This window comes from Trichlorobacter sp., from assembly GCF_030247655.1.
Lineage (GTDB): Bacteria > Desulfobacterota > Desulfuromonadia > Geobacterales > Pseudopelobacteraceae > Trichlorobacter.
This window is the reverse complement of the sequence record NZ_JAOTRZ010000061.1, coordinates 1-14,646: the sequence shown is the minus strand read 5'-3', so window position 1 is coordinate 14,646 and position 14,646 is coordinate 1. Positions and strand designations below refer to the sequence as shown.

13 protein-coding genes are annotated in these 14,646 nt (G+C 53.9%); 6 read left to right on the top strand and 7 right to left on the bottom strand.

Features of this window, described 5'->3' with window-relative positions; genetic code table 11:
* From OEL57_RS07465 to OEL57_RS07455, 3 genes are all read left to right on the top strand, one after another.
* Positions 1-2,699, top strand: a 2,699-nt coding sequence (locus OEL57_RS07465) for a DUF748 domain-containing protein (RefSeq protein WP_300739168.1), incomplete at its 5' end; no start/stop codon positions are given.
* A 14-nt stretch (positions 2,700-2,713) separates the two neighbouring features.
* Complete coding sequence (mtaB, locus tag OEL57_RS07460) at positions 2,714-4,015, top strand: tRNA (N(6)-L-threonylcarbamoyladenosine(37)-C(2))-methylthiotransferase MtaB (RefSeq protein WP_300739165.1); 1,302 nt, start codon at positions 2,714-2,716, stop codon at positions 4,013-4,015.
* Between the two features lie 10 nt (positions 4,016-4,025).
* Entirely contained in the window at positions 4,026-4,982 is a 957-nt protein-coding gene (locus OEL57_RS07455) for a chemotaxis protein CheV (protein WP_300739162.1), read from the top strand.
* Here the strand turns inward: OEL57_RS07455 and OEL57_RS07450 are convergent.
* The 7 genes from OEL57_RS07450 to yhbY all read right to left on the bottom strand — a co-directional run bounded on the left by OEL57_RS07450 (position 4,963) and on the right by yhbY (position 10,718).
* Positions 4,963-5,358 (bottom strand): PaaI family thioesterase, encoded by a 396-nt coding sequence (locus tag OEL57_RS07450; RefSeq protein WP_300739159.1) that lies wholly within the window; start codon positions 5,356-5,358, stop codon positions 4,963-4,965. The two genes, OEL57_RS07455 and OEL57_RS07450, sit on opposite strands and share 20 nt — an antisense overlap.
* Before the next feature lie 147 nt (positions 5,359-5,505).
* Positions 5,506-6,780, bottom strand: coding sequence for a diadenylate cyclase (locus OEL57_RS07445; RefSeq protein ID WP_300739156.1), 1,275 nt, complete (start codon positions 6,778-6,780; stop codon positions 5,506-5,508).
* Positions 6,781-6,792: 12 nt separating this feature from the next.
* Positions 6,793-7,614 (bottom strand): NAD+ synthase, encoded by an 822-nt coding sequence (locus tag OEL57_RS07440; RefSeq protein ID WP_300739153.1) that lies wholly within the window; start codon positions 7,612-7,614, stop codon positions 6,793-6,795.
* Entirely contained in the window at positions 7,614-8,462 is an 849-nt protein-coding gene (locus OEL57_RS07435) for a nitrilase-related carbon-nitrogen hydrolase (protein ID WP_300739150.1), read from the bottom strand. Before OEL57_RS07435 ends, OEL57_RS07440 begins: the two co-directional genes overlap by 1 nt.
* An 11-nt stretch (positions 8,463-8,473) precedes the next feature.
* The gene (locus OEL57_RS07430; protein WP_414718506.1) at positions 8,474-8,848 is read right to left on the bottom strand and encodes a YraN family protein; all 375 of its coding nucleotides are present in this window, start codon (positions 8,846-8,848) and stop codon (positions 8,474-8,476) included.
* On the bottom strand, positions 8,848-10,410 hold the full coding sequence (locus tag OEL57_RS16910) for an aldehyde ferredoxin oxidoreductase C-terminal domain-containing protein (RefSeq protein ID WP_300739143.1): 1,563 nt from the start codon (positions 10,408-10,410) through the stop codon (positions 8,848-8,850). The genes OEL57_RS07430 and OEL57_RS16910 overlap by 1 nt, the downstream gene beginning before the upstream one ends.
* A gap of 8 nt (positions 10,411-10,418) precedes the next feature.
* Positions 10,419-10,718, bottom strand: a complete 300-nt coding sequence (gene yhbY, locus OEL57_RS07420) for a ribosome assembly RNA-binding protein YhbY (protein WP_300739141.1) — start codon at positions 10,716-10,718, stop codon at positions 10,419-10,421.
* 215 nt (positions 10,719-10,933) lie between these two features.
* Between yhbY and shc the strand changes: the two genes are divergently transcribed.
* From shc to OEL57_RS07405, 3 genes are all read left to right on the top strand, one after another.
* Entirely contained in the window at positions 10,934-12,988 is a 2,055-nt protein-coding gene (shc, locus tag OEL57_RS07415; RefSeq protein WP_300739138.1) for a squalene--hopene cyclase, read from the top strand.
* A gap of 87 nt (positions 12,989-13,075) precedes the next feature.
* Positions 13,076-14,065 (top strand): hopanoid-associated sugar epimerase, encoded by a 990-nt coding sequence (gene hpnA / locus OEL57_RS07410; protein WP_300739136.1) that lies wholly within the window; start codon positions 13,076-13,078, stop codon positions 14,063-14,065.
* A gap of 10 nt (positions 14,066-14,075) precedes the next feature.
* Positions 14,076-14,646, top strand: a 571-nt coding sequence (locus OEL57_RS07405; protein ID WP_300739134.1) for a 1-deoxy-D-xylulose-5-phosphate synthase N-terminal domain-containing protein, incomplete at its 3' end; no start/stop codon positions are given.

Below are 14,646 nucleotides of genomic sequence, written 5' to 3'. Positions count from 1 at the left end.
AGGTGGTGCTGCAACAGGTGGTCCTTGATGGCCTGGCGCTGGAGGTTGAGCGTGACAGTACAGGCAAACTGAATTTCCAGCGCTTGCTGCCAGCAGAACCTGCAGCGCCCAAGAAGACTGTTAAAAAGCCGACAAAAAAGGAAGACTCCAATCCCCTGCAGCTGATGGTAGAGAATCTGGCACTGACAGACGGAACGGTTTCATTTCATGACAAACAGCCGGCTGGCGGATTCAAAAGCCAGCTGCAGGCGATCACTGTCAAGCTCAGCAATCTCTCCACCATTACCAATGCCCAAAGCACCTATGACATTTCTTTTAATGGGGACAGTGCTGAAAAGTTTACTGCCTCGGGTACTGCTACGCTCTCACCTGTCAGCGTAACCAGCCAGTTTAATCTAAGCGGCATCACGTTGCAGCGGGGCTGGCCCTACCTGCAAAACCTGTTGACCTCTCCGGTAAAAGGCAGCCTGTCACTGGAAGGCAAGGCAGCTTTTAGCTCAGAGAATGGAGCATCGGTTCAGGATCTGGCTGTGCATCTGAAGGATATCACTGCAGAGTATGGTGACAAAGACAGCACCCGACTTGCCAGCCTTGATCTGACCGACATATCTTTTAACAAGAAAGAAAATCGAGCCGCAGTTGACGAGATAAAACTGGCAGGCGGTAAAATAAAGCTATCCCGCGAAGCTGATGGTAAACTATCTGCGCTTTCACTCCTGAAACAACCAACAACAAGTAACGTCAAACCGGTTAAGCCTGAAACAACGGTTATCAAGGCAGCAGCCAAGACCGATCAAAAGTCGTTTGCCTGGCAGGTCAAAAAAATCAACATTACCGGGCTTTCCACCAGCTTTGCTGATAAACAGTTCAGTGAGCCACCGGTTTTTACCCTCTCAAACATCCGCCTGAGCACCGGCAACCTGACCGGGCCGACCTTTTCAGCCATGCCGCTACAGTTCAGCAGTGTCTTTGGCAAAGATGCCCCGATCAAGGTTGCAGGCACCGTTACCCCGTTACCGTTCAAGTTCAACGGCACCACCAGCTTTGCTAAACTGCCGATCCAGGATTTTGAAAGCTACATCCCAGAGAACGTCAACGTCTTTGTACTGGGTGGCACGCTGGATAGCAGCATGAAGGTGAATGTCGCACTGGACAAGGATAACAAAACGGTTGGTAGTTTCAGCGGCAGTGTCGGGGTACGTGGTTTCCACACGGTTGACACGGTACAGGAAGAAGATCTGCTGAAATGGGAAAGCCTGCAGCTTGACCAGATTAACGGGAATCTGGCGCCATTCTCGTTGGCCATCCGCCAGATTGCACTGAATGGTGTCTATTCAAAGATTGCTGTCCGTAAAGATGGCACGCTGAATCTGCAAAATCTGGTAACCAAAGAACAACAGCAGAAACAGCAGCCAGTTACAGGTACGGCTACACAGGCTGCGGTTACATCTGTACCAACGACTGCGACTGCGCCCCCGCAATCATCTCAGAAGGCGCAGATAAAAGTTGATACCCTGACGGTGCAGGACGGCACCATCGCCTTCAGTGATGCCCACCTGCCCCAGCAGTTCCGCAGCACCTTCCATAACCTGGGTGGCCGGGTCAGCGGTCTGTCGTCTGACATGAACACCCGCGCCGAGGTTGACCTGCGCGGCAATCTGGAGAGCCATTCACCGCTTCAGATTACCGGAAAAATCAACCCGTTGCGTGACGATCTGTTTGTGGATCTGACCATCTCGTTTAAGGATATTGAGCTGTCGCCTGCCACCCCGTACTCCGGCACCTATCTGGGCTATGAGATTGACAAGGGAAAGCTGTTCCTTGATCTGAAGTACCATATTGAGAACAAGAAACTGGAAGCTTCCAATAAGGTGTTTGTTGATCAGTTTACCTTTGGCAAGTCTGTTGACAGCGACAAGGCGACTAAACTGCCGGTTCGTCTCGGTATCGCCTTACTAAAGGACCGTAATGGCCAGATAAACCTGGACCTGCCGGTTAGCGGCAGGACTGACGACCCCAAATTCAGCATCTGGGGTGTGGTCTGGCAGGTGGTGGCCAACCTGTTTATCAAGGCAGCCACCTCTCCCTTTGCCCTGCTGTCATCCATGATGGGTTCCAGTGAAGACCTGAGCAGCGTGACCTTTGCTCCTGGTTCAGCTGTTCTGGCACCTGCAGAGGAAAAGAAGCTGGAGACCCTTGCCACAGCGCTTAGCCAGCGACCCGGCCTAAAGGTTGAGCTATCCGGTTTTGTTGACAAACAGCGTGATCCTGAAGGGTATCGGGCTGAACTGCTACTGCAGAAAATGCGGCAAGAAAAGTATCTTGAACTGGCCAAAAGCCATCAGGCCAAAGAAGGTGAAGATGCTGAGAAGATGATCATCCAGCCAGCCGAATATTCACGTTATCTCAAGGCGGTCTACCTGAAAGAAAAGTTCCCAAAACCGCGCAACCTGATCGGCATGATCAAAGATCTGCCTGATGCGGAAATGAAGAAGCTGATCATTGCCAACACCAAAGTAACTGATCAGGACCTGCAGCAACTGGCTGCACAACGGGCTGCTGCGGTCAAAAACCACCTGATCACCAAGGGCAAGCTGGAATCGCAGCGGATCTTCCAGAAACAGGATAACGTCCCGAAACCGCCTAAACAGCAAACTGCCCCTGCCAGCCGGGTGGAGCTGAATCCGATAGCATCATGACAGGAACTGAATCATTGCATACGAAGCGATTTGCCGTAACGACTCTGGGCTGCAAGGTAAACCAGTTTGAAACAGCTGATATGGTTGAACAGATGCAGGCTGATGGCTGGCAACTGGTGTCGTTTACTGCAGAGGCTGACCTGTACCTGATCAACAGTTGCACCGTCACTGCCCGCAGTGATGCTGAATCACGGCGTCTGATCCGCCGGGCCCGGCGAGCCAACCCACACGCCAGGGTGGTTGCCACTGGTTGCTATGCCCAGGTAGCGCCATCAGATCTTCAAGCACTGCCTGAGCTGGATCAGGTGCTGGGTAATGAAGAAAAACGTGATCTTGTGCTGCACCTGGAGCAAGGTGAACATAGAGTTACCGACCTGACCTGCCTGAAGACAAGCGGACCGCTGCGCCTGACCAGCTTTAGCGAGCATACCCGCGCCTTTCTGCAGATCCAGAATGGCTGCGAAACAGGCTGCAGCTACTGCATTGTACCGATAGCCCGGGGACCGAGCCGGTCCGTCCCCCCCCAAGAAGTGGCAGAAGCGGTGCGCAGACTGGTTGCCTCCGGGTATCAGGAGGTGGTTTTAACCGGCATCCATATGGGAGCCTATGGGCTTGATCTATCCCCCTGTAGCAACCTGACTGAGTTAGTACAGCTTCTGGAAGACCAAAACACAATTCCCCGCCTGCGCCTTGGCTCCATTGAACCCAATGAGCTGACAGACGACCTGCTGTCCCTGTTCAGATATTCATCACGACTCTGCCACCACCTGCATATACCGCTGCAAAGCGGCTCAGACAGTGTGCTGCAACGGATGGGACGCGGCTATGATACCAGCTTCTATTACAACCGGATAACGACTGCTGCCCAGCTGCTGCCCGATGCCTTTTTTGCTGCAGACCTGATTGCCGGTTTCCCCGGAGAAACAGAGCAGGAGTTTAGCGAGACCTGCGCCTTTGTGGTATCGTTACCCCTGACTGATCTGCATGTCTTCCCCTACTCTATCCGTCCCGGCACCAAGGCAGCGGATATGCCGGGGCACCTCAAGCCAGGCATCATCAAAGAACGGGCAGAACAGCTACGCATCCTCGCGGCTGAAAAGCGGGCAGCATTCCAGCAGCGTTTTATCGGCGTACCGTTACAGGTACTGGGACAGCGTCACAACCCGGTTACCGGCCAGGTAACCGGACTTTCCCGCAACTACCTGGAAGTCTGCTACCCAGGATCAGCACAGTTGCTGAATCATGAAGTTATGGTACAGATAGATGGTCTGGAGCATGGTCTCCTCATTGGCAACACCACCCACCCCGTATGCTAAGGAGTCTAGTATGGCGATAACAACATCTCTTGATGAGGCCCTGAAACGTACCAGCCTTTCCCGCTCAAACCAGATGGAGATGCTGACCTTTCGCTTGAGTGATGGCCAGCTCTACGGCATCAACGTTTTTAAAATCATTGAAATCCTGGAAAGTCCAAACCGGTTTGACCGGATGCCCCACGCCAATCAGGCGGTTAAAGGCGCGGTTGACTTCAGGGGTAAACCGATTGTTGCCATTGATCTCTCTGAAGCGCTTGGCATGGAACCGGTCCCGTTTGACCGGCAACTGGCCTACCTGATTATCTGCGAATACAGCCAACAGTTAAACGCCTTTATTGTTGCTTCGCCGGAGACCTTGATTACCCGCGGCTGGGATGAGATTCACAAACCGGACGGCATTCAGGCCCGTTCGCTGGTGGCCATTGCCTACAGTGACACTGGCGAAACCATTCTGCTGCTGGATATAGAGGGGATTCTTGCAGATGTGGTCGGGTATACATCGGAAGTGACCGATGAGCTTGCCAGCCGTGGTGCTGCGCTAAAGAACTACCGGATTTTGCTGGTGGATGATTCCCGGACCGCCCTGGCCATGATGCAGCAGACCCTGAACCATCTGGGTACGACGCACAGTTCGCAATCATCTGCAGTGCAGGCATTGGCCTGGCTTGAGGAACGGGACAAGCAGGGAGAACCTCCCTTTGATCTGATTATTTCTGATATTGAGATGCCGGGGATGGATGGTTTTACCTTTACCCGGAGTCTGCGGAGCATGCCATCCTATGAAAAGACAAAGATCATACTGCACAGCTCCATGAGTAACCCCACCAACCGGCTGAAGGCGGAAGAGGCAGGGGCTGACGACTTTGTTGCCAAATTCGCCCCCAATGAACTGGCAGAACATATTCTTAACGTGTTAGAGCTGGAGCTGTCAGACGATGACTTCTTCATCACCCCAGGCGAAACATAACCACCTCTACCTCAGCCACCACCTGACCATCAAGCTCTGCCCGGCCTTTGGCATCCACCAGACGGCGACGCTCACCAACCACCTCCCCAATTACGGTAATGGTTGAGCCGGTGGGAACCGGCGCACGGTAACGCAACTTGAGCTCACTGGTGACCACCTGCATGCCGCTACCCATACAGGCCTGGGCACAAATCTCATCCAGCAAGGCAGAGATGATCCCGCCATGGGTAATCCCCTGCCAACCTTGAAAATGTTCAGGGATCTGCACCGTGGTTTCAGCGCGCCGTTTTTCAGGATCTATGATAAATTGGGCCTTCAGACCAATCGGGTTATCTTTTCCGCAGATGAAACAGCGGCCATCGTCAATAACATCCATACAACATCTCCTTACCCAGCAAAAACAAATCAGGAAACACAGAGCAACTGAGCAATAGAGAAAAAACAAAATCAAAATTATACTTTAAAAACATTGAAATTTTTATAAGGTTACCTCTGTTGCTCTGTTGCTCTGTGTTTCAAACTTTTACCCAAACCGATAGATCAGTTTGCCATCCTGATACAGCTCAATCGGCCCGTCCTGTGAGACCTTGATCACCTTGCCAAAAAAGGAGGCGGCAATGGCGGCGGTAGTCCGTCCACCGCCGGTGACCATCTCGCGGGCATGGGAGGTATCAATGATAAAACCGGTTTCCAACAACTTGCCCTTGCTGTCCAGCACCGTCAAACCATCTGAAGAAAGAATCCGCAGCAGGATGCCGGATTGCTTCAGCTGGGCAATGGTCTGGCCCTTGACCTGGCTGATCAACAGCCTGCCGATCGGATCATCACCACCCACCGAGCCTTTTTTCAGGGTTGCCAGGTGGCGCGGTGTTCCGGCATGGATCAGAATAACCGTACCGTGGCGCTGTTTTGAGACCGCATAGAGGGTCCAGAGCAGGTCATCCACCGCCTCGTTATCAATACTGTCAGCCAGGAAGGAACGGAAGATATCCGGGTCAAAGATAACCCAGGCCCCCTTGCGCCGGATCAACAGTTTGGCCGGGCTGATCAGCACCTCAATCTCTGACACCTCATTAACCGTAATGGCAAAGGCACCACTGCCGCTGCGCCTGACCAGAGAAAACAGCTCACGCTGGGTCAGACGTTCAATATCAGTCTGGCCACAGACACCGGCTGTCCGCAGCACCCCAACCACCTGCATCTGGATCGTGGCAACAAAGAACAGATTGTTGCCGTCAATAAAACGATAGGCCAGCGGATTATCCAGAAAGGTAGGGGTTACACTCTGGTGGGGTTGCAGTGGGATCAGGGTATGGCTGCGGTCCTTGATGGTTTTGCGCAGAGCCGGTTCTGTTGTCCGATGCACCAGAAACCCGGTGGTGGCCGGTTTACCTTCGTAGCGCTGATAGGAGAGATTTTTCAAGAGCTGGATCAGTTGCTGGATCGGCCAGAACCCTTTGCTGCGATCGCCCCGCAGAAACCGGGCAACCGTGATATCCATGATGGATGCCAGCAACGCAGTACGAAAATGGGCAGCATACCCTTCCAGCTTGAATCCGCTATACAGACCTGAAAAGGCGGTTAACAGCTCACGACAGAACTGAAGTTCGGTCCTGGTAAAAGGCAGCCCCTGCCTGATAGCAGAAAAACTGTATGACTTGCCTTCAATAGCCACCGGTTGTAGCAGCCTGCCCTCCCCTGTCTTTGTCTCATCCTCACCGGCACGCAGATCAACGGTAGCGCCGCCAAGGAGGGTGCTGATGGTGGGTCTGATGGCATCAAAGACATTCAGTGGCATAGTTGGCTCCTGTTATTTACCCCAATCGCGGGAGTAACGGAAATCACGGTCAATGGTGCGGCCAGACACCTTGGCAATCACCGGCAGACGACGTTTGAAGTGAGAGTTCTGCACCTTGCCATAGATACTGCTGATGAACTCCTGCTTGAATCCGGCAGCAACCAGTTCAGTGGTATCAGCCCGTTGATCCACCATCCGGTAGAGTAGTTCATCCACCTCGCGGTAGGTAAAGCCCAGCTCTTCTTCATCGGTCTGGCCTGCCCAGAGGTCAGCTGACGGCTTTTTCTCGATCACCGGCCTGGGTACCCCGACCTCTTCAGAAAGCTGCCAGACCTGGGTCTTGTACAGGTCACCAATCGGGTTAAGGGCGCTGGCCATGTCACCGTAGAGTGTGCCATAGCCCAAGAGCAACTCGGTCTTGTTGCTGGTGCCCAACACCAGTCCGCCGTACAGGGCAGAATGATCAAACAGGATCGTCATCCGCTCACGGGCCATCTTGTTGCCGCGTCGCATGTTATTTGCGTCCGGGAACTGATCAAAGTAGGCATCCACCATCGGTGTGATCCCCACCACGCTGAACTGTACGCCACTGGCCTCGGCAACCAGACGGGCATGTGCCTCGGATTCAGGATTGCTGGTCTTGTACGGCATACAGATGGCATGGACATTTTCAGGCCCCAACGCCTCGGCAGCCAGATGACAGACCAGGGCTGAGTCAATGCCGCCTGAAAGCCCCAGCACCGCTTTTTTAGCGCCAACCTTCCAGATTTCATCCTGCAGAAACCCCACCAGCATACGACGTACCAGAGGGGTGTTGATTGTCAGTCGCGACATCAGCAGCTCCTTTCCTGATCAATCCTGGCTAACTCACGCAGGGTGATATAGAGGTTTTCGTCACGCACCAACGGAGAGCTGATCCGCTCCCGCCGCAGTTCAGAATCGGCAAGCGCAACCAGCAGGGTTGCAGGATCAAACTCCGGCGCAGCGGCAACAATCTCACCGGATGGTGCCACAACATGCGACCCCCCCCAGAATCCAACACCATCTTCATAGCCCACCCGGTTGACATAGATCACCCGGCAGGTCATAAAACGGGCGGTTGAGGTGGTCAGGTTACGCCAGGCTGCTGCGGTGCCCAGCTCTCCCTCAGCAACGCCACGACCAGGGCTGCTGGAGAGACAGACCAACGTGGTTGCGCCGTCCATGGCCAACAGGTAGGGAGCCGAGAGATGCCACATATCTTCGCAGACCAGCAGACCGACCCGGCCGAATTTTGTGTCAAAGGCACGGAAGCGATCACCACGACCAAGGTAACGCTGTTCATCAAACAGGCCATAGGTGGGCAGATAAACCTTGCGGTGCAGATGCTTCAGCTCACCATCCTCAAACCAGGCAGCACTGTTATAGAACTGGTAGTCTGCAGTGACCTCCACAAACCCCACCGCAATACTGATTCTTTTGGAGAGATCCTTCAGGGCAGCAATCTCCGGGCTGTCCAGGGTCAAGGCAACTTCCGGCACCAGATCCTTCAGAAAATAGCCGGTTAAGGCCAGTTCCGGCAGCACTGCCAGGTCAGCCTTTTTGGCAATGGCCTGTTCCAACTGTTCCTGAATCAGGGCCAGGTTATCAGCCACCCGGCCAAGTTTCGGTTTTATCTGCAGTAGGGCAACACTAAAATCCATCTCACACTCCTCTAATAGGCAAGGTCAAAGGCGTTGGGTATATGCTCAACCGTTGGTGTTGCGCCATCTTGCAACAAAACCGCAATCACGTCAAACCGTGCCGCACAGTCATGCAGCCTGTTTTTTGACAGCCATGTAAGCGCACCTTTGCTGATCTGATGCTGTTTACGCGGGGTCACCGCCAGTTGGGGCAGGCCATAGGCCAGACTGCGGCGGGTCTTGACCTCTACAAAGGCGATGCAGCCCTGTCGATCTTTAGCGACAATATCAACCTCACCACCACGGCTTCTGAAGTTACGTTCAAGAATTTTGTAGCCCTGCGAGACCAGGTACTCTGCTGCGGTCTGTTCGCCCAAGGATCCAACCGCCTGATTGCGCTGGCCGATCAAAGGCATTGTGCTGCCCTGATCCGACCATAGGCTGCCAGTTCCTGGTCAAAGCGTTGTTGATCAAGGGGTGCCAGACCATTGGCAGATTCAGTAAAGAAACGCTGCGGCAAGGTATCATCAGCAGCACTGAAGCCGCACTGTTGATTGAACAGCCGTTCCTGCTGGACCGTTCTACGTCCGATCTTGAGCAGGTCCGCAGCACAGTAGCTCTGACCGGTTACTGCAGCCAACAAGGCTGCCAGCTCTTCCAGTTCTACTGCAGCAGAAGCAAAACGGCAGAGAGCCAGACAGTCCACAGCAGCATTGGCATCCTCAAACATGGCAATCACTCTGGCCTTGCCATCAAAGGAGAAGCGATCAGTGGGAACAGGCTTACGCAGTATTTCCGAGGCGATCGGCCAGGCAGGCAGATGGCTGCCACCATGGGGCGAAGTGGCGTAGGCCAGGGCCAGACCGGTTGAGGCACGGGGATCATAGGGCGGCAGTTCCAGCCCTTTAACGGTAAGGCTTGTCTCCTTGTTGACCACTGCCATTCCCGCAGCATACGAAATCGGATCAACCCCCTGATCATGGCACCAGCTGCACAGCTGAACGATCTGCTCCAGATCAGTTATGCCGCACAGACCGCCAAAGGCCGCCAGCTGGTCATAATCCGGCAGCACCGTCCCGTCTGATGCAATCCGCTTGCAGGCAACCAGACAATCATGGCAGCCACCAGGTTCAGGATGATACTGTTGTTGCAGGGCATAGGCGTTCCAACGGGTTTCATCCCCTTCAAACGAATAAAAATTTCTGCCCGGCAGCATACCGCGCTGCTTAAGGAGATCAACCAATGCGACCGTGCCATGCTCGCGGATACCCAATGGCCCCAGCAGAAACGGCGAGGCACGAAACAGCCGCATCAGGTCTTCCAAAGCCTTGTCAAAAGAGTCTTGATCAGCAATGGACGCTGTTACTGGACTGTTTTTCAGCACAATCCCTTTCAGCCTTTTACTGCCCATCACCGCACCAAGCCCGCCACGACTGAACGGTTCGCCGAATGCTGTTTCAACAGAGGCGTACAGCACCTGCTGTTCTCCGGCAGGCCCGATAACAGCCGCCGCGCCAACACAGTCAAGCTGCTGCAGTGCGTCCCTGCTTCCAAGCCCCCAAAGCTGTTCTGCAGACACCAGACAATCCCCATCATGATTGATCTCAAGCAGACAGGGTAACTCGGCCTGTCCCTGCAGCAGCACTGCCACAAGCCCGGCCCCAAGTAAACAAGGCCCCAGAGGACCACCGCTGGTACTACTGAAGATGGTAGTGGTGAGTGGAGAACAACCGGTCAGCACACAACGGGAGGACATCGGTACCGGCGTGCCGCACAGTGGGCCGACAGTCAGCACCAGCGGCATCTCCGGGATGAACGGATCAAGGCCGCCATACTCCTGCAGCAAGGCAGTACCAAGGCCGCGACCACCCAGATACTCCTGCAGCAGGTGCGCTGCAACCGGCTCCCGCTGACAGACACCGGTTGTCAGGTCAACCCGTAATAGATATCTGGTTGAGACTGATTCCACGCTCCTGGCTACTCCTGGCCGATGGGAAGTGAAATAACCGGCTTCACCGCAGCCCGATACAATAGAAAGGTCTTACCCAGCACCTGTGCCACATCAGAACCAGTAGCCTCTGACAGCGCCTCTGCTGCCTCATGACGATCAAGCATACAATTTTCCAGCACCTTTACCTTGATCAGCTCATGATACGCCAGTGCTGCTTCTGTTTCAGCGATCAAGGCCTCATCAACCTCTTTTTTCCCGATCAGAATAACCGGTTTCAGGCCATGCCCCAAACCACGCAGATGACGTTTTTGCTTTCCCGTTAACATAATAAATACGATCCTTTCATACTGAGAACATCAAAGTTAATGGATATAGCACACCCCGCAAGTCAGGCACCAGCAGAATCCTGCATGATCTACCCGGCCTCAGCCAAAGATTGTGTACATTTATTGACAATTGTGCTACAAAAACTCCATTTATCATAAATCAAGCAACTAATAGACACAAATAAACGTCAGGTTTCAGGAAAAGGCTTATTTCCATGAAGTCAAGTAAATACCCGATTTCGCACGCATTAACATCATTTAACAATACTCAGTCATCACCCGTAGATTTAACAAGCATGCCCAGTAGCCCCAAGAGTCCGGCCAAAATCCACCGGCTCCCCTCATCAATCTGGAAAAAGATGGAGGGCAGCGCAGGTAACCCCCTGGACAAGGCGATTGAGTTGACCCGCGACTTCTTTTTCCGGGAGCAGTTGCCGGACGGCTACTGGTGGGCAGAGCTTGAGTCTAATGTCACTATCACCGCAGAGTACATCATGCTGTTCCACTTCCTTGGTATGGTTGACAAGGGAAAAGAACGCAAGATGGCCAATTATCTGTTGCGCCAGCAGACCCAGGAAGGCTACTGGACAGTCTGGCACAACGGCCCGGGCGACCTTTCCACCACCATTGAAGCCTATTTTGCCCTGAAACTGGCCGGCTATCCGGCTGACCATATTGCCCTGCGCAAGGCCCGCGACTTTATCCTGGCCAATGGCGGCATCCTGAAATCACGGGTCTTTACCAAGATCTTCCTGGCACTGTTCGGTGAGTTTTCCTGGCTGGGGGTTCCCTCCATGCCGATCGAGTTGATGCTGTTGCCGGACTGGGCCTACCTGAACGTGTACGAGTTTTCCAGCTGGGCACGGGCAACCATCATTCCGCTCTCTGTCGTAATGGCCAACCGGCCGGTCTACAAGCTGCCTCCCCATGCCAGGGTACAGGAACTGTTCGTGCGTCCGCCACGTCCAACCGACTATACCTTCACCAAGGAAGACGGCATCTTCTCGCTGAAAAACTTCTTTATCGGTGTGGATCATATGCTCAAGGTGTATGAATCCAGCCCGATCCGCCCTTTTAAAAAGCGCGCAACCGCGATGGCTGAACAGTGGATTCTTGAGCATGAAGAAAAGACCGGCGATTGGGGCGGCATCCAGCCGGCCATGTTAAATGCTATTCTTGCCCTGCACTGCCTGGGCTATGCCAATGATCATCCAGCTGTAGCCAAAGGGCTTGAAGCGCTGGCCAACTTCTGTATTGAGGATGAAGACACCCTGCTGCTGCAGTCCTGTGTTTCTCCGGTCTGGGACACAGCTCTGGTACTGGTGGCCATGCAGGAGGCTGGTGTGCCGGAAGATCACCCTTCACTGGTCAAGGCATCGCAATGGCTGCTTGACCGCGAAGTACGGATCAAAGGCGACTGGAAAATTAAATCACCTGACCTTGAACCAGGTGGCTGGGCCTTTGAGTTTTTAAATGACTGGTACCCGGATGTGGATGACTCCGGCTTTGTCATGCTGGCCATCAAGGACATCAAGGTCAAGAACAGCAAGGCCAAAGATGATGCTATCCGGCGCGGCATTGCCTGGTGTCTGGGGATGCAGAGCGAGAACGGTGGCTGGGCCGCCTTTGATAAAGACAACACCAAGCATATGCTGAACAAGATTCCCTTTGCCGATCTAGAGGCACTGATTGATCCCCCCACCTCTGACCTAACCGGCAGGATGCTGGAACTGATGGGCAACTTTGGTTATTCCAAGGACTACCCACAAGCGGTCAGTGCACTGGAATTTATCAAAAACGAGCAGGAGCCGGAAGGCCCCTGGTTCGGTCGCTGGGGTGTCAACTACCTGTATGGCACCTGGTCAGTACTATCCGGCCTTGAAGCGATCAAAGAAGATATGAACAGCCCCTACATCAAGAAGGCGGTCAACTGGATCAAATCTCGTCAGAACCTTGATGGTGGTTGGGGAGAAGTCTGCGAATCCTACTGTGATCGCACTCTGATGGGTTGTGGTCCCAGTACCGCTTCCCAGACATCATGGGCGATGATGGCACTGATGGCTGCCGGTGAAGCTGGATGCCAGGCGGTTGAGCGGGGCGTTCAGTACCTGCTGGCAACCCAGAATATGGACGGCACCTGGAATGAAGATGCCTTTACCGGCACCGGATTCCCCAAGTACTTCATGATCAAGTACCACATTTATCGCAACTGCTTCCCGCTGACAGCTTTGGGCAGGTATCGCCGCCTGACCGCGGGAGCGCACGCATAGCCTGTAGAGACGGGCACTAAAACGAAACACGGGAAGCCCCGCTGTTGCAAGCCGGGGCTTTTCCCATTCTGGAGAAATGAACAGACCATGAAGACCTTTGTTACCGGCGCCACCGGTTTTATCGGTGCCAGCATAGTGCGTGAACTGCTAAAAGATGGCCACACAGTTACCGTACTGGTCAGAAATGGCTCTGACACCGCCAATCTTCATGGGCTTGACGTCACTATCCTGCGGGGTGATCTGCACTACCTGCCGCAGCTTGTCCAGGGTATGACAGATTGTGATTGGGTCTTTCATGCGGCTGCCGACTACCGACTCTGGTGCCCGGAACCACAGGCCATGTACCACGCCAATGTGGATGGCACACGCTCCCTGCTGCAGGCGGCACTTGAGGCCGGTGTCAAGCGGGTGGTCTACACCAGCAGCGTCGGCACCCTGGGCAATCCTGGCGATGGCAGGCCAGGTACAGAAGAAGCCCCGGTCAGCCTGAGCGACATGGTGGGCGACTACAAGAAGAGCAAGTTTCTGGCAGAGCGGGAAGCGGAGAAATTCGTTGACAAGGGTCTTGGCCTGATTATAGTCAACCCTTCCACCCCGGTTGGTCCGTTTGATATCAAGCCGACCCCTACCGGTAAGATTATTGTGGATTTTCTGAATCGCAAGATGCCGGCCTACCTTGATACCGGCCTGAATCTGATTGCGGTTGAAGACTGTGCCCGGGGCCATATTCTGGCAGCGGAAAAAGGCAGGATCGGACAGAAGTATATCCTGGGCAACCAGGATCTTACCCTGCGGGATATATTTGGCATGCTTGAGCAGCTGACCGGTCTTGCCGCCCCCAAAGTACGGCTGCCCTACACACCGATTCTGCTGGCTGCCTATGCAAACGAGGCGTTATCACGGCTGACCGGCAAAGAACCGCTGATTCCGCTGGCCGGTGTAAAGATGGCAAAGAAGTTCATGTTTTTTGATGCGTCAAAAGCAGTACACGAACTGGGGCTTCCCCAGACTCCGGTAGAAGAGGCGCTTAAACGGGCTGTTGACTGGTTCCGTTCCAATGGTTATGCCTCTGCATAAGGAAAACGCTATGTTACTTGAAACCATACAGAACACTGCTGACCTGAAGCAGCTGAAGCCTGAACAACTCCCTGAACTGGCTGAAGAGATCCGCACCTTCCTGCTCTCTACCGTTTCTGAAACCGGTGGACATCTGGGATCAAACCTTGGTGCCGTTGAGCTGTCACTGGCCCTGCACTACTGCTTTACCACCCCCCAGGACAAGATCGTCTGGGACGTTGGCCATCAGGCCTATACCCACAAGCTGTTGACCGGCCGCCGGGATCGTTTTGCTACCCAACGTCAGTACAAAGGAATATCCGGTTTCCCCAAACGCTGTGAATCAGAACACGATGCCTTTGGGGTGGGACACGCCTCCACCTCCATCTCCGCTGCCCTGGGCATGGCGGTTGCCGACAATCTTGATCACAAGAAAAACAATGTGATTGCTGTCATTGGTGATGGTTCCCTGACCGGCGGCATCGCCTTTGAAGGTTTGAACCAGGCCGGACATCTGAAGAAAAACCTGATTGTAGTGCTGAACGACAATGAGATGTCCATCTCAAAAAACGTCGGCGCCTTTTCCGCCTTTGTCACCCGCA

Bases quoted from the DNA above. Each gene is read 5' to 3' on its own strand.
- OEL57_RS07455 (WP_300739162.1), top strand. From the start codon at position 4,026: ATGGCGATAACAACATCTCTTGATGAGGCCCTGAAACGTACCAGCCTT.
- OEL57_RS07450 (WP_300739159.1), bottom strand. From the start codon at position 5,358: ATGGATGTTATTGACGATGGCCGCTGTTTCATCTGCGGAAAAGATAAC.
- OEL57_RS07445 (WP_300739156.1), bottom strand. From the start codon at position 6,780: ATGCCACTGAATGTCTTTGATGCCATCAGACCCACCATCAGCACCCTC.
- OEL57_RS07440 (WP_300739153.1), bottom strand. From the start codon at position 7,614: ATGTCGCGACTGACAATCAACACCCCTCTGGTACGTCGTATGCTGGTG.
- OEL57_RS07435 (WP_300739150.1), bottom strand. From the start codon at position 8,462: ATGGATTTTAGTGTTGCCCTACTGCAGATAAAACCGAAACTTGGCCGG.
- yhbY (WP_300739141.1), bottom strand. From the start codon at position 10,718: ATGTTAACGGGAAAGCAAAAACGTCATCTGCGTGGTTTGGGGCATGGC.
- shc (WP_300739138.1), top strand. From the start codon at position 10,934: ATGAAGTCAAGTAAATACCCGATTTCGCACGCATTAACATCATTTAAC.
- hpnA (WP_300739136.1), top strand. From the start codon at position 13,076: ATGAAGACCTTTGTTACCGGCGCCACCGGTTTTATCGGTGCCAGCATA.